Here is a 23087-nt window from a genome sequence, read left to right on the forward strand (position 1 = left end):
GGGGCCGTGGTGTCACGTCCCGCCACGATAGCCCTCGGGCCACCCCGACTCGCCACCGCGTCGATCCGCACGCCGTCATGGAGGATTGCCCTGTGGCCATCATCACCGAATCCCCTGTGTCAGATCCGGACCCACGCACGCGACGCCCGTTGCGCCGCCGGGCGATGCGGATCCTGAGCGCCCTCGCGGCCCTCGTCGCCGGCGCTGTCGTCGCGTTCGTCACCAACCCGTGGCCGGGTGCGATGCTCGTCCGCCTCGTGTTCGACCGCGGCGCCCGGAAGACCACCGCCGCGCTCGCCACGCACGCGCCCACCGGCGTCGCGTCGATCACGGACCAGCGGTACCGCGCGGGCGACGACGACGCGCACCTCGACATCTACTTCCCGGAGGCGCTCGCCGACACGAACGACGTGTTGCCCACCGTGATCTGGACGCACGGCGGCGCCTGGATCTCCGGCAATCGCGCGCACCACGCGGCGTACTACCAGTTGATCGCGGCGGCCGGATTCACCGTGATCTCGCTCGACTACTCCCTGGCGCCGGGGCACCGGTATCCGACCGCCGTCGCACAACTCCGCGACGCCCATGCGTACGTCCTCGCGAATGCCGAACGCCTGCATGTCGATCCGAGTCGGATCGTGCTCGCCGGCGACTCCGCCGGCGCCCAGCTGTCGAGCCAGCTCGCCGTGATCACCACGAACCCCGACTATGCGCGTGCCGTCGGCATCGAATCAGCGCTGCGCCCGGAACAGCTGCGTGGAGTGATTCTCGACTGCGGGATCTACGAGGTCACCGACATGGTGGGAGGCCCCGGCATCATCGGCTGGGGCACGGCCGAGTCGATCTGGGCCTACACCGGGTCCAAGGACATCACGCACTCGTCCGCGGTCGCGGAGATGTCGACGCTCCGGCACGTCACCGATCGTTTCCCGGCCACCTTCGTCTCGGGCGGCAACACCGACGGCCTCACCGAGAAGCAATCCAAGGCACTGGCAGAGAAGCTGACAAGCCTCGGGGTGGACGTGACGACCCTGTTCTACCCCGACGACCACGTCCCCCCGCTGGCGCACGAATACCAGTTCGACCTCGATAACGCCGACGGCCGGAAGGCGCTCGAGCAGACACTCGAATTCCTGCGCAAGCAGACCGCCGACTCGCCCCGCGCGTGACGGTTCAGGCAGCGGCGACCGGCCCGCACACCGCGCCGAGTGCCCTCACCAGTGCCACCTGGTGCAGCGCATCGATCCGCTCCACCGCGACGACGTCCGCGGCCGCGGACACCAGATCCGGTAGGCACCCGGGGCCGGCCAGCACACTCCGCTGCGCCGCGATCCGATCGACGATGTCCCGGTTCAGGGAGTCCAGCGAGGACCGGACCGATGCCAGATCGGGACGGACGTCGGGCGCCGTTCCCGGCACCACCTGCCAGTACGCGAACAACCCGCGCTGGACGTCCTTGTTCGCGTCGATCTGAGCTCGGAACATCGACTCGACGCGCCCCGGATCGAGACCCGCACCACGCGCCTGCTCCCCCACCGAACTCAGGACCTCCCGCTCGCGGGCGGGATCGTCGATCCGCTTCTCGGTCCCCCACTTCGCCGACGCCACCGGATCCGCCGTCGCCAACCGGTGTGCGATGGAAAGCACCAGCGGCCGCAGCTCACCGACGGGCGGAGCGTACGACTGGGCACCGGCAGCCGGCGCCGACGCGATCATCGACGAGACACCGACCGCAGCCGCGGCGATCCACCTACCCAGGTTCATGGACGACATTGTGCCGCAGCGCCGTTCACCGCGACGGTCGAACGGTCGCCGCGCCCCACGTCGCGTCGGGTCAGGCCAGGCCCGGAACCGGCCCGTCGTCGGGGCCCGGCGCGACGACGGTGGTCTGTGTCGGCAGCAGCGGGCTGACCGCGAACGAGCCCGCGACGGCGTCCGAGGGCAGCGCCTCGATCGCCCGCACCGACGGCGCCGCGTCGAGTGCCCGCAACTGTTCGAGCGAGCCGCGTACGGTGGCGCCCACCACGCACGCGCAGTCCGTGGCCGACAGGCGGTTCGCCGAGTACGCCGCGAGCAGCGACGGCCGGTCGTGCCCGACCACGGACGCCTGCAACCGCGCCGCCGCCACCGACGGCGCCCGCTGCACCGCCGTCGGGTTCGCGGCAACCGGTATGGCCAGCATGGGGGTCTGCACCCGATCGAGCGGCACCTGGAACAGCACCTGCGACACCCGGACGTCGCCGACGACGTCCAGCAACTGCGACGGCGTCACCGCCGCGTCCAGCGACACGAGCGCCCAGTGATGGGCGGCCGGGTCCGGGCCCGCCTGCGTGTCCAGCGTCGCCTGCGCGCGATCGAGGTACGCCGACACCTGCTCACCCGAGTCCGGTCCCAGCCGGTCGGTCGAAATCCGGGCAGCCGGAACGGGGTTCGCCACCCCGAGCCCGACCACCGTGCCGGCCAGCACGACCGCCGCGAGGACGGTCGGCCATGTCCGCGAACTCATCTCACGTGCCCCGCAGGACTCCGAGAGCGTGCTGGAGATCCTTCGGGTACTCGCTGGTGATCTCCACCCAGTGTCCGTCCGCCGGATGCGCGAAGCCCAGCGAACGGGCGTGCAGCCACTGGCGCTCCAGCCCCAGCCGCTCGGCCAGACGGGGATCGGCGCCGTACGTCAGATCGCCGCAGCACGGGTGGCGAAGCGCCGAGAAATGCACCCGGATCTGGTGGGTCCGTCCGGTCTCGAGGTGGATGTCGAGCAGGCTGGCCGCCTGGAACGCCTCCACCGTGTCGTAGTGCGTGATGCTCGGCTTGCCGTCGGGGGTGACCGCGAACTTCCAGTCGTTGCTGCGGTGCCGGCCGATCGGCGCGTCGATCGTGCCGCTGCTCGGATCCGGGTGGCCCTGCACCAGCGCGTGGTAGCGCTTGTCGATGGTCCGCTGCTTGAACGCCCGCTTGAGCACCGTGTACGCGCGCTCGGACGTCGCGACCACCATCACGCCGGACGTCCCGACGTCGAGACGGTGCACGATGCCCTGACGCTCGTGCGCACCCGACGTCGAGATGCGGAAGCCCGCCGCGGCCAGGCCGCCGACGACGGTGGGCCCCGTCCAACCCACGCTCGCGTGCGCCGCGACGCCCACCGGCTTGTCCACCGCGACGACGTCGTCGTCGGCGTAGAGGATCTCCATGCCCTCGACCGGCTCCGCCTCGATCGTCAGTGGGCGCGGCGGCTCGGGCAGCTCGACCTCGAGCCACGTGCCGGCCGCGAGGCGATCGGATTTGCCGACCGCGGCGCCGTCCAACTGGACCGCGCCTTCCTCCGTGAGCGCCGCCACCGCGGTACGCGAGAGCCCGAGCAGTCGGGCCAACCCGGCGTCGACCCGCATGCCGTCGAGTCCGTCGGGAACCGGCATGGAACGCGTCTCCCTCACGCCGCATCCCCCTTTCGAGAAGTCTTGACGCCGCTCGGTTCGATCCCGAACAGCGTGAGTGCCACCAGCAGGATCGCCCCGCACACGATCGACGAGTCGGCCACGTTGAACACGGGCCACCAGCCCACGGAAACGAAGTCCACGACGTGGCCCTGCAGCGGGCCGGGCGAGCGGAAGATCCGGTCGATCAGATTACCGAGCGCGCCGCCGAGGACGAGACCGAGTCCCAGCGCCCACCACACCGAACTGAGGGTGCGCCCGATTCTGATCACTCCGATCACGACGCCGACCGCCACCAGGGTCAGCAGCCAGGTCATTCCGGTGGCCATCGAGAAGGCCGCGCCCGGATTGCGGATCAGGGTCAGGGTGACGGTGTCACCGATGATCCGGACCGGGTCCCTCGGGTCGATGAAGGCGACCGCCAGCACCTTGGTGAGCAGGTCCAGCCCGAGCACCGCCAACGCGATACCGACCAGCAGCACCATCCGACGCGACCCGGACGGCACCGGCCCGACGGTCTCGTCGGGTCCGGGAGCGGCTGGCTCGGAAATCGGATCACCCTTCACTGCACGGTCGTCGCTGTCGGCGCGGTCGTCACTCACACCGCCATCATCCCTTACTCGGGAGACAGACCGGTCATCCAACCCACGCCGACTAACCTGTTGACGTGCCACTGTCCTCGAAACTCCTCCACCCCGGTTCCGCGCTCGTCGCGGCGACGCTCTCCCTTTCGCTGCTGGTCGCCGGGTGCAGTAGCGGCGGTGACGCCGCCCCTGCGAGCCCTGATGCGGTCGGGGCCGCATCCGACGAGGTCACCGTGCCGGTGACCACCGCCACTACCGAGATCGTCGACGCCGGTGCCGATCCGCGGGCCGTGGTGCAACTGCGTCCGGGACAGGGCACTCGGCAGAATGCCCGGCTGGTGACCACCGCCACCGTGTTGCAGCAGATCGACGGCCAGGCCGCGCAGGACTTCTCCACCCCGCAGATGACGATGCCGTTGGTGGCCCTCGTCACGCAGGCCGCGACGGACGCCACGCCGGCCACGACAGTCGATCTCACGCTCGGCACTCCCACCACGCCGGACGACGCGACGAACGAACTCCTCACGCCCGCAACCGATTCGCATGCCGGGTTCACGATGAACGAGTCCGGGGCCATCACGGCACTGCGCCTGCGCCCCGACCCCGACGCGCAGAACAAGGCCCGATCGATGATCGAGCAGGCCTTCTACCAGGCCGTGTACCGGACGGTCGCCTTCCCGGCCCAGCCCATCGGCGTGGGGGCGGTGTGGAAGATCCATCAGCAGGTGATGAGCGCGATCGCGCTCGACCAGGTGACGACCGCCACCCTGACCGCGCGCGACGGCGACCGACTCACCATCGACGTCCAGGTGGAGCAGACTCCCAAGTCGCCGGTCTTCGAACTGCCGAACCGCGCGGGCACGCTCAACGTCGACTCGTACTCGCTCCACGGGACCGGAACCGTCGTCATCGACCTCCGCTTGCCGCTCCCGGTCGATGCCTCGATCACCGTCGAGGGAACGCAGTCGTTCAGCGACCCGGCCGCCACGATGCGCCTGCAGCAGACCACCAGCGAGCGGGTCCAGTGGGCCGGCTGACGCGCGTGGTCGCCGCGACCACGGCCCTCGTCGCGCTGGGGGCGCCGCTGGCCGGCTGTGGATCCTCGGACGAACCGACGGCGACGCACACCGATCTCGGCCCCGAGGTGACCGCCCCCGCGACCGCGTCGGCCGGTCCCGTCTCGGACGCGGACGCGCTGCGGGCCGCCCTGCCCACCGCAGCGGATCTGCCCACCGGGTTCGCCCGCCTACCCGCGACCGCCGACCCGACCACCCAGCCGGGCGACGACCCCGCTCCCGACCGGTCCACGACGAATCCCACCCGCTGCGCGAACGTCGCCGACACGGTGGCCCGCCAGGTCGCCGGGTCCGTGGCCTCGGCCGAGGAGAACTTCACCGGGCCCGGATTCTCGAGCATCGACGTCGATGCGGCGAGCTACACCGGCACCGGCGCCGCGGACGCCTTCGCCGCGGTCCAGGACACTCTGCGCGAATGCACGACGTTCACCGGCACGGACGCCGACGGGACGGCCGTGCAGTACCGGATCGCGCCGCTCCCCCAGCCCGCCGTCGGCGACGCGGCCACCGCGGTGCGGCTCACCACCACCAGCGAGGGCTTCACGCTCGTCTCCGACGTCGTCCTCACCGTCGTCGGGTCGACGGTGGTGCAGGCGATCGCGACCGGGCCCGACGGCATGGACAGCGACCTGGCGACGCGCGTGGCGCACACCACCGCGGAGCGGGTACACGCGGCATCGCCCCCGCACTGACACCGAAACGCCGATGCCGGCGCCACCCGAGCGGGTGGCGCCGGCATCGGCGTGTGAACGAGGGACTACGCGGGGCAGGCCGGCGAGGTCAGGTTCGCCATCCCGACGAGGTTGCAGGCGTACGTCTTCGACATCTTCCAGACGCCGTCCTCGGCGACGAACTCGACCGTGCCCGGGTTGGTCTGGCCGTTGATGACCAGGTTGACACCCGCGGTCACGGTGTCGTCACCGGTCGGGGTGACGTCCACGACCGTGATCGTGGCGCCGGCGTCCTTGGCGGCCTTGACGACCTGGTTGATCAGCTCCGGATCGGCCTCGGCACCCTGCACCAGCGCGGCCTTCTGCTCCACCGGAACGCTCTCGTCGAACGCCTTCGCCAGCGCGGCGTTGAGCTGGTCCGCGGTCGGCGGAGCCAGCGCCGGCTCCGCAGCGGCCGTGGTGGTGGTCTGCTGGACCGTGGTGCGCTCGGTGCTGCTGCTGTCGTCCGAGCAGGCCGACATGGTCAGGGCAGCCGCGATCGCCACACCGGCGATGGTCATCTTCCGAAACTTCAAGTTCTTGTCCTTTTCATTCTCGGTCGAACATCGTTCACGCATCAGCCGGGCCGGTGTCCCCCCGTCCCAGCTATGACGCCAGTTCACAGCAAGAGTACCGGGAAGGTCCGCCTCACCTGAGGCTGTCGGTCGCGTCCGCGACCACCAGGTCGCAGTCGTTCTCCTCGAATGTACGTGAAGGCCCCGGCCCGGTGCTGCGAGTCTCGAACCGCACCGTCACCACCCCGTGGCCCGCGCCCTGGACCCAACCGTGTCCGTACTCCGGGTGCGCGACGTCCAACCCGGGACGCCACTGCAACGACGTTTCCACGTCGGGCCCGGGACCCGAATCGCTCACTGCCTGCTCGACTTCCGCCTCGGGAACGGCCTGATCGAGTTCGGGAAACAGGGAACCCTGACTCGCCGCCGACAGGCCACCGAACCCGACTCCGACGAGGCGGATCGGGCCCAGTTCGAGCGGATCGATCACCTGCCGCTGCGCGGTCGCGGTGAGGATCTGCGGATCCGTCGTCGCGTACGGCAAGGTCAGCGACCTCGTGACGATGCTCATATCCGACTTGCGCAGCTTGAGCACCACCGTGCGGGCCGCCCGGCCGTCCCGCTCCAGCCGGCGGAATGCCGCGGCCGCACTCGAGTCGACCGCACGCCGCAACTCCCCCAGCGTCACGATGTCCTGCGCGAACGTCGTTTCCGCACTGACCTGTTTCGCATCCGCGCGCTCGGTGACCGGACGGTCGTCGACGCCGCGGGCCAGACGTTGCAGACTCGGGCCGATCGTCGCCCCCAGTACGGAGACCACCTCGGCGTCCGGGAGCGCCGCGAGCGCACCGATCGTCTCGATGCCGAGCCGCTTGAGCTTCTCCTCCGCGACCGGACCGACCCCCCACAGCTTCCGGACCGGCAGCGCGCTCATCAATTGCTGCTGGACGTCCGGGGAGACGACGGTGATCCCGTCGGGCTTGGCGAGCCCGGACGCGATCTTCGCGACCTGCTTGCCCGCGCCGGCTCCGATGGAGGCAACCAGTCCCGTCTCCGCCATCACGAGCGCGCGCAGGTCCTCGCAGTAGCGCTCGACCTCGACCTTCCCGGCCCCCACCAGCTCGGGCGGCTCACCGAACGCCTCATCGAGCGAAAGCTGTTCCAACACAGGCATCTTTGCCCGCAGCGCGTCGAACACCAGACGACTCACGTGCCCGTACAGGGCGCCGCGCGGAGGCAGCACGACCGCCGACGCTCCCACCAGCCGCCTGGCCTGATGCATCGGCATCGCCGAGCGCGCCCCGAACACCCGCGCCTCGTAACTGGCACCCGCGACCACGCCCCGACCGCCGAGCCCGCCGACGAGCACGGGACGACCCCGCAGCGTCGGCCGGGTCAACTGCTCGACCGACGCGAAGAACGCGTCCATGTCGAGGTGCAGGACCCACCGGCGGCTGCGTGTGGGATCGGCGGAGACCATGTGTGAAAACTACGCCGGGCGGACGACAGGAAGCACCCGTCGTCCGCCCGAGGCGCCGTCGACCGATCAGGCCTTGACGATCACGGCGCGCACGCCCTCGCCGAGGTCGACGACCGCGTCGCCGCCGACCTCGCCGATCTCGAGCGTCGTCGCGAGGATCTCGCCCGCGATCAGCTCGCGGTGGCGGGTCGCCCACTCGAGCCGCTCCGCCGGCACCTGCAGCGTGACCGAGATGCGGTCGGAGACATCGAGTCCCGCGTTGCGGCGCGCGTCCTGCAGCTCGCGGATGCGGTCCTTGGCCCAACCCTCGGCCTCGAGCTCCTCGGTGACCTGCGAGTCGAGCACGACCAGGCCCGCACCGTCCGGCAGCGCCGCCGTCGACTCCGGCTCCGCCGCGACGAGGCGCTGTGTGTACTCCTCCGGCAGCAGCTCGATCCCGGCCGCCGACACCACGCCGTCCGTCTCGGTCCAGTTGCCGGCCTTGACCGCCTTGATGACGGTCTGCACGTCCTTGCCCAGACGCGGACCCGCGGCCCGCGCGTTGACGACCAGCTCGAACCGGCCGTGGACGTCGACGTCGTCGGTCAGGTCGACCTTCTTGACGTTGACCTCGTCGGCGATCAGACCCAGGTACGGGCGCATGCGCTCGGCGTCCGGCGCCGCGACCGTGACCTCGGGCAGCGGCAGCCGCACCCGCAGATTCTGGGCCTTGCGCAGACCGAGCACCGTCGAGCACACGCTGCGGGCGTCGTCCATCGCCGCGACCAACTCGGTGTCGGCCGGCAGCTCGGTCTCGGACGGCCAGTCCGCCAGGTGCACCGACCGGCCACCGGTCAGTCCACGCCAGATCACCTCGGATGCCATCGGCAGCAGCGGCGCCGCGAGACGCGTGACCACCTCGAGCACCGTGTGCAGCGTGTCGATCGCGTCGCGGTCCTCGTCCCAGAACCGGTTGCGCGAGCGACGCACGTACCAGTTGGTGAGCGCGTCGCAGAACGTCCGCAGCTCGTCGCACGCCCCCGCGATGTCGGTGACCTCGAGCGCGTCGGTGATCGCGTTCCGGGTGGCAGCGAGCTTCGCCAGGATGTACTTGTCGAGCACGTTCGGCGAATCGGTCCGCCACTGGCCGGGCTTCGATGCGTACAGCTGCAGGAAGCTCCACGCGTTCCACAGCGGCAGCAACGCCTGCCGCACGCCCTCGCGGATGCCCTGCTCGGTGACGATCAGATTGCCGCCACGCAGGATCGGCGACGACATGAGGAACCACCGCATAGCGTCCGAGCCGTCGCGGTCGAACACCTCCTTGACGTCCGGGTAGTTGCCCTTGGACTTGCTCATCTTCAGGCCGTCGTCACCGAGCACGATGCCGTGCGCCGCAACGGTTCTGAAGGCAGGGCGATCGAACAGTGCGGTCGCGAGGACATGCAGGTTGTAGAACCAGCCTCGGGTCTGACCGTTGTACTCGACGATGAAGTCGCCCGGGTAGTGCGTCTCGAACCAATCCTGGTTCTCGAACGGGTAGTGCACCTGCGCGAATGGCATCGAGCCCGACTCGAACCAGCAGTCCAGCACCTCGGGCACGCGGCGCATCATCGACTTGCCGGTCGGATCGTCCGGGTTCGGGCGCACCAGTTCGTCGATGTTCGGCCGATGCAGGTCCGTCGGGCGCACCCCGAAGTCCGCCTCGAGCTGGTCGAGCGAGCCGTAGACATCCACGCGCGGATACGCCGGATCGTCCGACACCCATACCGGGATCGGGCTGCCCCAGTAGCGGTTTCGGCTGATGTTCCAATCGTGCGCGCCTGCGAGCCACTTACCGAACTGGCCGTCACGGATGTGCTCCGGCACCCAGGTGATCTCCTGGTTGAGCTCGACCATGCGGTCGCGGAACTTGGTGACCGCGACGAACCACGACGGCACCGCCATGTAGATCAGCGGCTGACCCGAACGCCAGCTGTGCGGGTACGAGTGCTCGATCGTCTCGTGGCGCAGCAGCTTTCCGGCGGCCTTGAGGTCCTTGATGATGACCGGGTTCGCATCAAAGACTTGCAAACCTTCGTAATCCGGGACCATCGACGTGAACTTGCCGCCCGGATCCAGCGGCTGCACGATCTCGATGCCGTTGGCCGTCGCGACATCCATGTCCTCCTCACCGAAAGCCGGTGCGAGGTGGACGATTCCGGTGCCGGACTCGGTGGTCACGTAGTCGGCAGACAGCACCCGGTGCGCGTTCTCGTGGCCCTTACCCGGACCGTGGAAGAAGTCGAACGGCGGAACGTAGGACAGGCCGACGAGATCGGAGCCCTTGTACTCACCGAGAACCTCGGGCGCCTCGCCCAGCTCACGCGCATAGTGCCCGACCCGGGCGGCGGCGAGCAGGTAGGTCTTGTCGTCGGCGCCGGCGACGTGCACGTAGTCGACGTCCGGGTGCACCGCGACCGCGAGGTTGGACGGCAGCGTCCACGGCGTCGTGGTCCAGATCAGCGCGTTCGCGCCGTCGAGAGCCTTACCAGGAGCGCTGATCACCATGTCGACGGTGACCGCCGGGTCCTGGCGCATCTTGTACGCGTCGTCGAGGCGGGTCTCCTGATTCGACAGCGGCGTCTGCTCGTACCAGGAGTACGGCAGCACCCGGAAGCCCTGGTAGATCAGGCCCTTGTCGTGGAGTTCCTTGAACGCCCACATCACGGACTCCATGAAGTCCAGATCCAGGGTCTTGTAGTCGTTGTCGAAGTCGACCCAGCGGGCCTGGCGGGTCACGTAGTCGCGCCACTCGTCGGTGTACCGCAGCACCGACTGCTTGCAGTACGCGTTGAACTCGGCGAGACCCATCGCATCGATCTGCGACTTGTCCTTGATTCCCAGCTGCTTCTCGGCCTCGAGCTCGGCCGGCAGGCCGTGGCAGTCCCAGCCGAAGCGACGGTCGACCTTCTTACCGCGCATCGTCTGGAAACGCGGCACGACGTCCTTGACGTAGCCGGTGAGCAGGTGGCCGTAGTGCGGCAGGCCGTTCGCGAACGGGGGGCCGTCGTAGAACACGAAATCCTCGGCACCGTCACGGTTCGCGATGCTGGCGCGGAACGTGTCGTCCGCCTCCCAGGCCGCGAGCACCTTCTGCTCGAGGTCCGGGAAGGAGACAGAACCGGTCGCGCGTCCGCCGACGATATCGACGCGTGGGTACGCGTCGTTCGTCTCTGGAGAGGTGGATTCGTTACTGGTCACCGCTTGGCTCCTCGTGCCCTACTTACGGCACGGGGACGATGACGGCGCCCTGTGCGCCGTGACCGCGGTACCACCCCGCTTGCCCGTCCCGCATGCGGGACGAGCCACTCGATGGAGGCTGTGACGGGCCCACCCGTTCGGGTCTAGTGAGCTCGATTCGCCGCACTCGCGAAGCGCAGATCGAGCCGTTCTTCCGAAAGCTCCCCGGTGATGGCCGGATCGTCGCTGTATAACCGTTCCAGTCTAGCCCTGAGTCGAGTTCCGCCCGGAATCGCCTCGATCCGAGTCGATCTGCCGACCGTTGCCGACCGCCCGATTCCCGTTCTCGGGTCCCGGTGCCGCACTGCCCGAATCCGCGCTCGGCGCCGCCCTCCTGCTCGCCAGCGCACTGACGAGCAGGAGGACGGCACCCGCGACACAGATTGCGATGCATCCCCACGCCCAGACCACGGAACCCGTCATCAGGGCGATCACCAACAGTGTGAAACCCACCGCGGCGAGGACCAGCGTCATGACCAGCACGATTCACCCTCTACTCGAGAGCCGGCCGGCGTCGGCTCGGTCAGTTGCTTCCCTTGGCGAACGACCGACCGAAACCGGACTGCGACCCGGACTGTCCGAAGGTGTCCTGACCGCCGTCGACCGGCACCGCCGAGCCGCGCTGCTCCAGCTCCTCGAGCTGCGACTCCAGGTACGACTTGAGCCGCACCCGGTACTCGCGCTCGAACGTCTTCAGCTGCTCGATCCGGCCTTCCAGCACGGAACGCTGCTGGTTGATCGTCGCCATGATCTCGGTGTGCTTCTTCTCGGCATCCGCCTGCAGCGCATCGGCCTTCTCCTTGGCCTGACGCAGCTGCGTCTCCGAGCGGGTCTGCGCATCCGAGAGCAGCGCCTCGGACTTCTGCTTGGAGTCGGCGACCATCGTCTCCGACTTGGTGCGAGCCTCGGTGACCAGACGCTCCGAGTTGGTGCGGGCGTCGCTGAGCAGCTGCTCCGCCTCGACCTTGGCGTCGCCGGTGAGACGGTCCGCCATCTCCTGCGCCAGACCCAGGACCTTGGCGGCCTGCATGTTGGCGTCCTCGGACGGGCGCGGCGCCGCAGCGGGCACCGGTTCCGGCTTCGGCTGCTCGACGACGCGAACCGGCTCGGGCTGCGGCGCGGGAGCCGGGGCCGGAGCAGCGGCGGCGGGGCGCGGAGCCTTCTTCGCCTCGGCAAGCTCCTGATCGAGCTCGCCGACACGCTGACGGAGGTCGGCGTTCTCCTCGATGAGTCGCGTCAGCTCCTGCTCGACGAGGTCGAGGAAGGCGTCGACCTCGTCCTCGTTGTAGCCACGCTTCCCGATCGGAGGCTTGCTGAACGCGACATTGTGCACATCAGCTGGAGTCAGCGGCATGGAAGGATCCCTTCACGCTTCTTTTCGGCGGTGTAGCACGCATTCAGTACTAGGTGGTGCGCGTACTCGTTAACCATTTCGTTACCTGTCCCACTGTAACTGCGGGCCATTCTTTCACACCAAACCAGTAGGTGACGCGAGTCCCGACACGACCTGCATCAGGATGAACAGCAGGAAGAGCAGCACCATGATCGACAAATCGAGCCTGACCCCGCCGAGCGAGATCGGCGGAATGAGCCTGCGAAGAAGCTTCACCGGCGGGTCCGTGACCGTGAAGATCACCTCCAGCACCACCACGACGAACCCCGTCGGGTGCCAGTCCCTGGCAAACACCCGGATGAACTCGACGATGATCCGTCCGATGAGCAACAACCAGAATATGAACAGGATCACGTAGATCACCGAGAACACGGCCACACCTTCACTCTGCCTGACGACAACCGGTCGATCAAAACCATTCGACAAGTCGAGGCGCGCGTCACACCGCAGCTCGGGTGTGACGCGTTTCTCGGCCGACGGCGACTACTTCTGGTTGTAGAAGCCGGTCTCCGCGATGCGGCGGCGCTCCTCGGCGGACACGTCGATGTCGGCAGGCGAGAGCAGGAACACCTTCGTCGCGACCTTGTCGAACGAGCCGCGCAGCGCAAACGCGAGGCCGGCGGCGAAGTCGACGAGGCGCTTGGCGTCGGCGTTGCTCATCTCGACGAGATCCATGATCACCGGCGTGCCGTCGCGGAACCGCTCACCGATGGTGCGGGCCTCGCCGTAGTCGCGCGGGCGCAGCGTCGTGATCTTCGAGAGCGGACCGCCCTCGTCGACCACCGAGCGGCGGCTCTCGAGCCGATCCATCCGAGGGTCGACAGCCAGGGCACCCCGCGTCGCGGTGCGTGGTCCCGCACTCGGCGCCGGGCGGGAGGGCCGCGCCGGGATCGGCTCGACCCGCGCGGACTGGCGCGGCGCGGAGTCGTAGCGGTCGAAATCGTCGTCGACCTCGTCGCGGCGGCTCGACGGGTATCCGGGCTCGGCGTACTCGCGGCGAGCCGGCCCGGGCTCGTCGATGTAGTCATCCTCGAAGTCCTCGAGGGGAACCATGCCGAAGTAAGCCTTGAACTTGTGGAGAGTGCTCATCGATCGACCTTCCTGGGCGCGGCGGACGGGAACTGGTGGAACCTGCGGTCGACCGCAGAGATCTTGGCGGGTGGTCCGACGATCTTGCTGTTGCTGTTGCTGGTGTTCATGGTGTGACTGGTGATTATTTCGAGACTACCGGCGGTGGCCGAGGATGGCACTTCCGACACGCACGCACGTCGAACCGTGCCGGACCGCCGCTTCCAGGTCGCCGGTCATCCCGGCCGACAGCACGGTTGCGTCCGGATGGGACCGCAGCAGGTCGGCGTGCGCAATCTCCAGTCGTGCGAACGCGGCGTCCGGATCCGATCCCAGCGGCGGCACCGCCATCAGCCCGCCGAGCACCAGGTTCGACGACCCGGCAACGTGGTCAGCGAGAGCCGCCGACTCCGCGACCGGCACACCGCCACGCGTCGGATCGGCGTCCAGACTCACCTGCAACAGCACGCGCAGTGGGCCCGACCGCGCGCCGTCGTCCCGCGCGACACCGACCGCGACGTCCAGCGCGTCGGCCAATCGGACACTGTCGAGCGAATGAACCATGTCGGCCCACCGGGCCACCGTCCTCGCCTTGTTCCGCTGGAGTCGGCCGATCATGTGCCAGCGGACCGGATCCACGACGTCCGGCGCCGACCGGAACTCGGCGATCTTGTCGCCGGCCTCCGGTTCCCTCGACTCGCCGAATTCTCTGCAGCCCAGGTCGTAGAGAATCCGGACGTCCGACGCCGGGAAGAACTTCGTCACCGGCAGCAAGGTCACCTCGGCCGAATCCCGGCCCGCGTCGAGGCAGGCCGCGTCGAGCCTGACCCGCACCTCCGTCAGCGCCGACGCGATCTCCTCGTGCCTACTCATCGGTGCCCATCGTCCACGTCGATCCCGTCACTCGTCTCCGGACGGATCCATCCAGATCACGGCGGCCAACCGGCCGGTGGGGGCGCCTCGACGGTGACTGAACAGCGTCGGGTCCTCGATGGTGCACCGCGGATCCTCCGCCACGCCGGAGATACCCGCCGCCAGCAACTGTCGGCGCAGACCCGCCCGCAGATCCAGTCCGGGCGTGCCATTCGCGGTGCGTGTCGCGCTGCCGGGCAGGAACTTCTCGACGTCGGCCTGCATCGCAGCAGGCACCTCGTACTGGCGGCCGCTCGCGGCCGGGCCCAGGAAGGCCCCGATCCGCTCGGGACGGGCGCCCTGCTCGATCATCGCGCCGATGACCTTCGGCACGATGCCGATCCGGGCGCCGATCCGACCGGCGTGCACCGCCGCGATCACCCTGGCCTCGTCGTCGGACAACAGGATCGGAACACAGTCGGCGCTGAGCGTCACGAGCGCGAGCCCGGGTTCCCTGGTCACCAGGGCATCCGTGGCCGGCACCGGACCGTCGACCGGACCGTCGACGACCGTCACGGTGCGGCTGTGGATCTGCTCCATCCACACCAGGCGCTCGAACGGCAACCCGATCCCGTCGGCCAGGCGGCGACGATTCGCCTCGACGGCCGCCGGATCGTCGCCGACATGATCACCGAGATTGAACGACTCGTACGGCGCCGCGGACACCCCGCCCGCGCGGGTCGTGACGACCCGCCGGACCCGGACGCCCGTCACGGGAACCCCACTCAACGGCGCATGAAGGAAGGCACGTCGACGTCGTCGTCCTCGCCCTCCTCGTTACCGACCGGCACGACGCGCGGTGCGGGGCTACCCAGCGGCGGCAGGCTCGAACCCGTGGGGGCTCCGACCGGCTCGCGCGGAGCCGTCGGCGCGGCGGGCGCCGGCTCGGCCGGAGCCGCTGCCGCGGGTGCCGCAGCCGCGCGCTCGGACTGTCCGACCTCACCGGCGCGGCCGGCGCCGATGTTGCCGCGACCGATCGCGGACTGAACCTCGAGCGGACGCTTGACCGGCGCGCCGCCGTCGAACCCGGCAGCGATGACCGTCACGCGGACCTCGTCGCCGAGAGAGTCGTCGATCACGGTTCCGAAGATGATGTTGGCGTCGATGTGCGCGGCCTCCTGGACCAGCGACGCCGCCTCGTTGATCTCGAACAGGCCCAGATCCGAGCCGCCCGCGATCGACAGCAGCACGCCCCGCGCGCCCTCCATCGACGCCTCGAGCAGCGGAGAGTTGATCGCCGTCTCGGCCGCCTTGATCGACCGGCCCTCGCCCCGTGCGGAACCGATACCCATCAACGCGCTGCCCGCGCCGGACATGACGCTCTTGACGTCCGCGAAGTCGACGTTGATCAGACCCGGGGTGGTGATGAGGTCGGTGATGCCCTGGACACCGTTGAGGAGCACCTCGTCGGCGCTGCGGAACGCGTCCATCAGGCTGACCGCCGCGTCACCGAGCTGGAGCAGCCGGTCGTTCGGGATCACGATCAGGGTGTCGCAGGACTCGCGCAGCGCGGCGATGCCGGACTCGGCCTGCGTGCCGCGGCGCTTGCCCTCGAAGGAGAACGGGCGGGTGACGACGCCGATGGTCAGGGCACCGAGCTTGCGGGCGATGCTCGCGACGACCGGCGCACCGCCGGTGCCGGTGCCGCCGCCCTCGCCGGCGGTGACGAAGACCATGTCGGCGCCCTTGAGGACCTCTTCGATCTCGTCCTTGTGGTCCTCGGCGGCCTTGCGGCCCACCTCGGGGTCGGCGCCGGCGCCGAGTCCGCGGGTCAGTTCACGTCCGACGTCGAGCTTGACGTCGGCGTCGGACATCAGCAGCGCCTGCGCGTCGGTGTTGACCGCGATGAACTCGACTCCCTTGAGTCCCTGCTCGATCATGCGGTTGACCGCGTTGACGCCGCCGCCGCCGATACCGACGACCTTGATGACGGCGAGATAGTTGTGCGGGGGCGTCATGGGCTCTCGCCTTCCGTGAGTGGATGTCGCGCTCGTTCTGGGGTCAATGTCGGAAAACCCTCAACCTCAACCACAGGGTTAAGGTTATGTCAAGTAGTCCATTGGTGCGAAACGCTATGCAGTGGCACACCGTTCCGCCAGCAGGCGCGCCGACACGCGCCAAGTTTTTGCGGGGCACGAAGCCCCCGAACCGGTCCTCGAAGCTCCGGGTCACCCATCACTTTACTGTGGGCAACTCGGGACTCGACACATCGAAGATCCGGCCGGGCTGCGTCAGTAGCACGGAGACGACCGCCGACTTCCTCTCGGAACTGTCGACACCGCCCCACACCACGACACGGCCGTCCACCAGCGTAACCGACACACTCGAAATCGTCGGTGCCGCAACCTCGGACACCTGAACCCGAATCGACTCCGGAAGCACCTCGAGAACCTCCAACGCAGCCTGCGTCGCGTGGTCGTCGTGGCCGGGCGTGGGAGTGACCAGTCTCGGGACACCGAACGGTGGCGGCTCGGTGGCGAAATCCACTCCGGTGGCGTCCATCAGATGCTGTCCGTCCGGGGAATCGAAGAACACCACGGGAATCCGCTCGGTGACCGTGAGCTTCACCGTCGACGGATACTGCCGTTGCACACGGGCTTCGGCCACCCGCCGGATGTCGGCGACCCGGCGCGCAGCCGTACCGGTGTCCACCTGCAGCAGCGGCGTCCCCTCCGCAATGTCGAGGGCGCCCAACGCCTCTTCGGAGCTGACGACCCCGTCACCGACGAACTCGATCTGCCGGACCGACATCAGCGGACTGAACCACAGCGTGGCCACGAGCGCGGCGACGACCGTCACACACGCGCCGCCGATCAGGAAAACCTTGCGACGCAACGAGCGGGCGCGCTCGCGGCCGGCCGAGCCGCGGCCGGGACGGTCGGCTGCGCCGACTCGCTCCGCCGACGCGGGTCGTTCACGCGAACTCGTCCGGGAGCCGGTGCGCCGATCGCGGCGGGCGTCCGGACGCCCGCCGCGGGAGCGGCCCCGACCGTCGACCGTCACTGCGACTCCGAACCGGATCCCGCTGCCCCCGAACGGCGGCCGTGGTTGGTCCGCGACCGCAGCGCATCGAGGATCTGACCGCCGAGCATCGTCACGTCACCCGCCCCCATCGTGATCACGACGTCACCGGGCTCGGCGATGTTCGCGACCTGACGCGGCACCTGGGATCGATCAGGCTGATAGTGAACGGGTTTCGTCATACCCTGCGCGATCAGCGCGCCACTGACGCCCGGGATCGGTTCCTCGCGCGCACCGTAGACGTCGAGCACGACCACCTCGTCCGCGAGGTCGAGCGCCTCACCGAACTCGCGCGCGAACGTCACCGTCCGCGAATACAGGTGCGGCTGGAACACCACGACGACGCGTCCGCGCTGCGGATCATCGGCGACGAGTTCGCGAGCGGCACCGAGCACCGCCCGGACCTCCGTCGGATGGTGCGCGTAGTCGTCGAACAGTCGCACGCCCTTTTCGCGGCCGGTGAGCTGGAACCGACGATGGACACCGCCGAAGCCCGCGAGCCCCTCGAGCAACTCGTCGACTTGCGCGCCGGAATCGAGAGCGGCGAGCAGCGCGGCGAGGGCGTTGAGCGCCATGTGCCTTCCGGGCACACCCAGACGGAATGTTCGCGGCTCGGCCTCACCCGCCAGCCGGATACGCGCGACTCCCCCGACGTCCCGTGCCTCCCACGACAACAGTTCCGCGCCCACCGCAACGCCTTCCGCGGCCGCAACGGCCTCGGACGTGCCGTAGCCCAGCACCCGGAGATCGCCCCGGCCGGACTCGACCGTACGACGCGCGAGCGCCGCCGAGCCGGGGTCGTCGAGACATGCCACGAGCAGCCCGCCCGGCGCGAGGCGCGCCACGAAGTCGTCGAAGACCTGGACGTACGCCTCGCTGCTGCCGAAGAAGTCGAGATGGTCGGCCTCGATGTTGGTGACCACCACGACGTCGGGGTCGTACTGGAGCAGCGATCCGTCGCTCTCGTCCGCCTCGGCGACGAACACCTCGCCCGAACCGTGGTGGGCGTTGGTTCCCGCCTCGTTCAGCTCGCCGCCGACCGCGAAGGACGGATCGAATCCGCAGTGTTGCAACGCAACCACGAGCATCGACGTCGTCGACGTCTTGCCGTGCGTGCCCGACACCAGCAGCGTGCGGTGCCCCCGCATCAGCGAGGCGAGCACGGCGGGCCGCAGGATCACCGGGATGCCGCGGCGCCGCGCCTCGACGAGTTCGGGGTTGTCCTTCGGGATCGCGGCATGGGTGGTCACCACCGCCGTCGGGCCGCCCGGCAGCAGGTCGAGCGCGTTCGCGTCGTGCCCGATCCGGACGACGGCGCCACGGGCCCGCAGCGCGAGCACGCCGCGGCTCTCCTTCGCGTCCGACCCGGACACCTGCCCGCCGCGCGCGAGGAGGATCCGCGCGATTCCGGACATACCGGCGCCGCCGATGCCGACCATGTGTACCCGCTCGAGACCCGCGGGCAACTGCTCGCTCATCGATTTCCCCTTGCTACGTCGACAACGATCTGGGCGACCGCCGCGGCGGCGCTGCGATGGCCCGCTCCGGCCGCGTCACGGCTCATCTCGTCGAGCCGCGCCCGGTCACCGAGCAGCGGGACGACGGTGTCCGCCACGAACTGCGGCGTCAGGTCTGCGTCCGCGACGAGCATCCCGCCGCCCGCGGCGACGACCGGTCGCGCGTTCAGTTCCTGCTCGCCGTTTCCATGTGGCAACGGCACGTAGATCGCGGGCAGGCCGACGGCCGACACCTCGGCGACCGTCATCGCGCCGGACCGACAGATCACCGCGTCGGCGGCCGAGTACGCGAGGTCCATCCGCGTCAGGTAGGGAACCGCGACGTACGGAGCGGCCGGGTCGGAGTCGACCTCGACCGAGTTCTTGGGGCCGTACGCGTGCAGGACGGAGATTCCCGCGGTGGCGAGCTGCGGGGCAGCGCCCGAGACCGCCTCGTTCAGCGAACGAGCGCCCTGGGATCCGCCGAACACCAACAGCACCGGCCCCTCGGCTGGCAGCCCGAAATGCTCACGCGCCTTCGCCCGTAACGCCGCCCGGTCGAGCTCGGTGATCGACGAGCGGACCGGGATCCCGACGATCTCGGCGTCCTTGCGGCCACGCGCGGCGACACCCGACCCGGCCACTGCAGCCAGGACCCGCCGGGCCCGCCGCGCACCGATCTTGTTGGCGATGCCGGCGCTGGCGTTCGCCTCGTGGATGACGATCGGGACCTTGCGGCGGCGCCCGAACAGCCCCGAACCCGCCGCCAGATACGCCGGCAACGCGACGTAGCCGCCGAAGCCGACGATGACGTCCGCGTTCGTCCGGTCGAGGACGTCACGGGTGGCCGCGACCGAGCGGCGGATCCGCCCGGGCAGCCGGAGCAGATCCATCGTCGGCTTGCGCGGCAGCGGCACCGGCGGGATCAATTCGAGCGGGTAGCCACGCTCGGGTACCAACGTCGTCTCGAGGCCGCGCTCGGTTCCGAGCGCCGTCACGACGGCCGACGGGTCGAGGGCACGAATCGCATCCGCGACGGCCATCGCGGGCTCGATATGTCCCGCAGTGCCGCCACCGGCCACCACCACCGACAGGGCGGCATTCTCGCGGTTGTCGCCGTTCACCTACGCATTCCTCGCTCTCCCGGTCGGGCGTCACGCGATCGCGTCGCCCGCCCACGTTCCGACACCGGGTCGTGTCCCCGATGTCCTCGATTGTCGTCCCCCCGGCGGCCGCCGTCCGGCACCCGCCGACGCGGTTCGTCGTGGCGCACAGCGCCCCGCGGCTGCGGTCGCTGCGCCCGCTCGGCACGCACCGGATGCACCCGCTTGTTCTCGGCCCGCCGCACGACGGCGGCGCCCCGCGGCCGCGGCGGGATGTACGGGGCCGGCTTCGGCAGCCGCAGCAGCCGCGACACGCGCCCGTCCTGACCGCTGTGCAATGCCGCGACCGCCTCCGGTTCGTGTCTCGCCGCGTTCGCGACGAGGCCGAACATGAGCAGGGTCGTCGCGGTCGAGGTACCGCCCGCGGAGACCAGCGGCAACTGGAGTCCGGTCACCGGCAGGACGCCGACGACGTAGCCGATGTTGATGAACGCCTGACCCGTGATCCAGGCTGTCGCTGTCGCGGTGAGCAACTGGAGGAACGGGTCGGCCGATCGCCTGGAGATGCGCAGGCCCGTGTACACGAACAGGCCGAACAGTCCGATCACCGCGGCCGCGCCGATGAACCCGAGTTCCTCGCCGATGATCGCGAAGATGAAGTCGTTGTGGGCGTTGGGCAGATAGCTCCACTTGGCGCGGCTCTGGCCCAGCCCCTCACCGAAGAGACCGCCGTCGGCGAGGGCGTACTTGGCCTGCCGGGCCTGGTAGCCCATTCCCTGAGGATCGTCGCCCGGATTGAAGAACGCCTGGATGCGCGCGGACCGGTAACCCGCCGTGAGGCCGAGCGTGAGCGCCCCGACCACGCCCGCGCCCAGGACGCTCAGGAAGATTTTGAGCGGCAGACCCGAGAACCACAGCAGCGCCAACAGGATGATCGCGAGCGAGATCGTGGTGCCGAGATCCGGCTGCAACACGATCAACACGAACACCAGCATCGCCGCCGGCACCAGCGGGACCAGCATCTCCTTGAGCGACGGGTTGTCGCGGCGGCGCGTCGCCAACAGGTGCGCGCCCCACACCGCGAACGCGATCTTCGCGAGTTCGGAGGGCTGCAACGAGATCGGGCCGATCACGAACCAGCCCCGGGTGCCCTGCGACTCCGTGCCGATGCCGGGGATCAGCACGAGTACGAGCATCACGACCGTGAAGCCGAACGCGGCCAGCGACCACTTGCGCATCACCCGCACCGGGATCAGCAACGCGATGTAGAAGATCACGAAACCGAGCGAGGCGAAGATCAGCTGAGAGATGAACTTGCCGTACGCCGAGCCGTCCTGCGCCACCGACTCGACGCTCGACGACGACAGCACCATCACCAGGCCCAGCACCGTCAACAGGATCGCGATGGTGACGACCAGGTGGAACGACGTCAGCGGACGCGCCAGCCACGCACCGATCCGGGTCCGGGGGCCCCGGTCCGCAGGCTCGGTGCGACGCTCGGTCTGGGTTCTCATGGCCGGGATCCGGACTCCCCCGGTGCTCCGATCTGCTCGGCCGACACCTCGGCGGCAGCTGCCGCGAAGCTGCGGCCCCGATGACCGTACGAGTCGAACATGTCGAGCGACGCGGCCGCAGGCGCGAGCAGCACGACATCACCCGGCGCTGCCAGGGCCGCGGCGGCTCGCACGGCCTCGGCCATCACGGTGTCCGCGTCGGCTCCGGGAAGGTCCAGCCGCATCGAGTCGGGGTTCCCAACACCCATGGATGCATCGTCTCCCGACCGGAGGTGCACAACCGGGACCTCGGGGGCGTGTCGCGCGAGCGCATCCGCGATCTGGTCCGCGTCGCGCCCGATCAGGACGGCGCCGGCAAGACGGTCCGCGATCTCCTCGACGAGGTCGTCGATGCGCGCACCCTTGAGCAGGCCACCCGCGATCCACACGACCGACTCGTGCGCGATGATCGACGACCGCGCCGCATGCGGGTTGGTCGCCTTCGAATCGTCGACGAACGCGACGTCGGAGACGGTGCGCACGAGCTGAGCTCGATGCGGACCCACCCGGTGGGCCCGGAGGCCGGCCTCGACCGATGCGGGGGAAACACCGATCGCACGGGCCAACGCGGCCGCGGCCAGCGCGTCGCACAATCCGGCCGGCCCGGCCGGGCTGATCTCGTCGGCCGCGATCAACGGGACGGAATCCGCGAATGCCCGATCGACGAGCATCCCGCCGCGCACACCCAGTTCCCCGATATCGGGGGCACCGAGCCGGAAGCCGACGGTGTGCCCGTCACGCGGACGCGACGCGAGCCCGGCGGCGATCTCGTCGTCGAGGCCGACGACGGCGACCGCACCGGTCAGCGCCTGCGCCTTGGCGTCGATGTAGCCCGGCATCCCGCCGTGCCAGTCCAGATGGTCCTCGGCGATGTTGAGCACGACGCCCGCGTCGGGACGCACCGACGGCGCCCAGTGCAGCTGGAACGACGACAACTCGACCGCCAGCACATCCGCGCGGGGCTCCTGGGCCCGCAGCGCGTCCAGCACCGGCAGCCCGATATTCCCGCACGCCGCCGACGGAATGCCCGCGGCCTCGAGGATCGAGTGCAGCATCGACGTCGTGGTGGTCTTGCCATTGGTGCCGGTGACGACCAGCCAGCGCCGCGGCGGCCCGTACATCCGGGCCTGGTCGACCCGCCACGAGAACTCGATGTCGCCCCAGACCGGTACGCGGGCGGCCGTGGCTGCCGACAGGACCGGCGCGTCCGGCCGGAAGCCTGGGCTGGTGACGACCAGCGCGAACCCGGCCACGCGTCCGGCGTCCGCGACCAGTTCGTCGAGCGGTACCGCTGCCGCACCCAGCTCCGCGCACCGTGCGAGGGCGTCGACGTTGGTGTCGGTGACCGTCACCCGCGCGCCGAGGTCGAGCAGCGGCCCGACGACCGCGCGGCCCGAGATCCCGGCGCCGGTCACCAGGACGTCCACGTCCCGCAGCCCGCCCAGGCCCGCCTCGTCGAGGTATCTCGCCTCGAACTGCAT

General features: G+C 69.6%; 22 protein-coding genes. 3 read left to right on the plus strand and 19 right to left on the minus strand.

Annotated features, from left to right (window positions below):
- Positions 1-164 precede the first annotated feature (164 nt).
- Positions 165-1169 (plus strand): alpha/beta hydrolase, encoded by a 1005-nt coding sequence (locus tag ACQ5DX_RS12915; RefSeq protein ID WP_430335641.1) that lies wholly within the window; start codon positions 165-167, stop codon positions 1167-1169.
- Positions 1170-1173: 4 nt separating this feature from the next.
- Here ACQ5DX_RS12915 and ACQ5DX_RS12920 read toward each other — a convergent pair whose 3' ends face one another.
- The 4 genes from ACQ5DX_RS12920 to lspA form a co-directional block, all read right to left on the minus strand.
- Positions 1174-1764, minus strand: coding sequence for a chorismate mutase (locus ACQ5DX_RS12920; RefSeq protein WP_430333003.1), 591 nt, complete (start codon positions 1762-1764; stop codon positions 1174-1176).
- Positions 1765-1834: 70 nt separating this feature from the next.
- Positions 1835-2506: a hypothetical protein gene (locus ACQ5DX_RS12925; protein WP_430333004.1), complete on the minus strand. Its 672-nt coding sequence runs from the start codon at positions 2504-2506 to the stop codon at positions 1835-1837.
- 1 nt (position 2507) lies between these two features.
- A complete protein-coding gene (locus tag ACQ5DX_RS12930) occupies positions 2508-3416 on the minus strand; it encodes an RluA family pseudouridine synthase (protein ID WP_430333005.1) in 909 nt (302 codons plus the stop codon).
- A 14-nt stretch (positions 3417-3430) separates the two neighbouring features.
- Positions 3431-4036 (minus strand): signal peptidase II, encoded by a 606-nt coding sequence (gene lspA, locus ACQ5DX_RS12935; RefSeq protein WP_430333006.1) that lies wholly within the window; start codon positions 4034-4036, stop codon positions 3431-3433.
- A 65-nt stretch (positions 4037-4101) separates the two neighbouring features.
- Between lspA and ACQ5DX_RS12940 the strand changes: the two genes are divergently transcribed.
- Entirely contained in the window at positions 4102-5055 is a 954-nt protein-coding gene (locus tag ACQ5DX_RS12940) for a hypothetical protein (RefSeq protein WP_430333007.1), read from the plus strand.
- On the plus strand, positions 5043-5786 hold the full coding sequence (locus ACQ5DX_RS12945) for a hypothetical protein (protein WP_430333008.1): 744 nt from the start codon (positions 5043-5045) through the stop codon (positions 5784-5786). The genes ACQ5DX_RS12940 and ACQ5DX_RS12945 overlap by 13 nt, the downstream gene beginning before the upstream one ends.
- Before the next feature lie 65 nt (positions 5787-5851).
- Here the strand turns inward: ACQ5DX_RS12945 and ACQ5DX_RS12950 are convergent, their stop codons facing one another.
- The 15 genes from ACQ5DX_RS12950 to murD all read right to left on the minus strand — a co-directional run bounded on the left by ACQ5DX_RS12950 (position 5852) and on the right by murD (position 23087).
- The gene (locus tag ACQ5DX_RS12950) at positions 5852-6382 is read right to left on the minus strand and encodes a hypothetical protein (RefSeq protein ID WP_430333009.1); all 531 of its coding nucleotides are present in this window, start codon (positions 6380-6382) and stop codon (positions 5852-5854) included.
- 70 nt (positions 6383-6452) lie between these two features.
- Entirely contained in the window at positions 6453-7799 is a 1347-nt protein-coding gene (locus tag ACQ5DX_RS12955) for a DNA polymerase IV (protein WP_430333010.1), read from the minus strand.
- 66 nt (positions 7800-7865) lie between these two features.
- Positions 7866-11021, minus strand: coding sequence for an isoleucine--tRNA ligase (gene ileS / locus ACQ5DX_RS12960; protein ID WP_430333011.1), 3156 nt, complete (start codon positions 11019-11021; stop codon positions 7866-7868).
- 243 nt (positions 11022-11264) lie between these two features.
- A complete protein-coding gene (locus tag ACQ5DX_RS12965; RefSeq protein WP_430333012.1) occupies positions 11265-11543 on the minus strand; it encodes a hypothetical protein in 279 nt (92 codons plus the stop codon).
- Between the two features lie 40 nt (positions 11544-11583).
- Positions 11584-12414, minus strand: a complete 831-nt coding sequence (wag31, locus tag ACQ5DX_RS12970; protein WP_430333013.1) for a DivIVA-like cell division protein Wag31 — start codon at positions 12412-12414, stop codon at positions 11584-11586.
- A gap of 114 nt (positions 12415-12528) precedes the next feature.
- Positions 12529-12831 carry a YggT family protein gene (locus ACQ5DX_RS12975; RefSeq protein WP_430333014.1) on the minus strand — a complete coding sequence of 101 codons (303 nt, stop codon included), beginning with the start codon at positions 12829-12831 and terminating at the stop codon, positions 12529-12531.
- 105 nt (positions 12832-12936) lie between these two features.
- Positions 12937-13542: a cell division protein SepF gene (locus ACQ5DX_RS12980; RefSeq protein ID WP_430333015.1), complete on the minus strand. Its 606-nt coding sequence runs from the start codon at positions 13540-13542 to the stop codon at positions 12937-12939.
- A 135-nt stretch (positions 13543-13677) separates the two neighbouring features.
- Complete coding sequence (locus ACQ5DX_RS12985; RefSeq protein WP_430333016.1) at positions 13678-14394, minus strand: YggS family pyridoxal phosphate-dependent enzyme; 717 nt, start codon at positions 14392-14394, stop codon at positions 13678-13680.
- Positions 14395-14421: 27 nt separating this feature from the next.
- Complete coding sequence (gene pgeF / locus ACQ5DX_RS12990) at positions 14422-15147, minus strand: peptidoglycan editing factor PgeF (RefSeq protein WP_430333017.1); 726 nt, start codon at positions 15145-15147, stop codon at positions 14422-14424.
- Between the two features lie 11 nt (positions 15148-15158).
- Entirely contained in the window at positions 15159-16391 is a 1233-nt protein-coding gene (ftsZ, locus tag ACQ5DX_RS12995; RefSeq protein ID WP_430333018.1) for a cell division protein FtsZ, read from the minus strand.
- A 217-nt stretch (positions 16392-16608) separates the two neighbouring features.
- Positions 16609-17436 carry a cell division protein FtsQ/DivIB gene (locus ACQ5DX_RS13000; protein ID WP_430333019.1) on the minus strand — a complete coding sequence of 276 codons (828 nt, stop codon included), beginning with the start codon at positions 17434-17436 and terminating at the stop codon, positions 16609-16611.
- Complete coding sequence (gene murC / locus ACQ5DX_RS13005) at positions 17433-18932, minus strand: UDP-N-acetylmuramate--L-alanine ligase (protein WP_430333020.1); 1500 nt, start codon at positions 18930-18932, stop codon at positions 17433-17435. The genes ACQ5DX_RS13000 and murC overlap by 4 nt, the downstream gene beginning before the upstream one ends.
- Positions 18929-19993, minus strand: coding sequence for a UDP-N-acetylglucosamine--N-acetylmuramyl-(pentapeptide) pyrophosphoryl-undecaprenol N-acetylglucosamine transferase (locus tag ACQ5DX_RS13010; protein WP_430335642.1), 1065 nt, complete (start codon positions 19991-19993; stop codon positions 18929-18931). The genes murC and ACQ5DX_RS13010 overlap by 4 nt, the downstream gene beginning before the upstream one ends.
- Before the next feature lie 77 nt (positions 19994-20070).
- The gene (gene ftsW / locus ACQ5DX_RS13015; RefSeq protein ID WP_430333021.1) at positions 20071-21567 is read right to left on the minus strand and encodes a putative lipid II flippase FtsW; all 1497 of its coding nucleotides are present in this window, start codon (positions 21565-21567) and stop codon (positions 20071-20073) included.
- Positions 21564-23087 (minus strand): UDP-N-acetylmuramoyl-L-alanine--D-glutamate ligase, encoded by a 1524-nt coding sequence (gene murD / locus ACQ5DX_RS13020; protein WP_430333022.1) that lies wholly within the window; start codon positions 23085-23087, stop codon positions 21564-21566. Before murD ends, ftsW begins: the two co-directional genes overlap by 4 nt.

It is taken from the genome of Rhodococcus sp. ACT016, from assembly GCF_050477185.1.
Taxonomy (GTDB): domain Bacteria; phylum Actinomycetota; class Actinomycetes; order Mycobacteriales; family Mycobacteriaceae; genus Prescottella.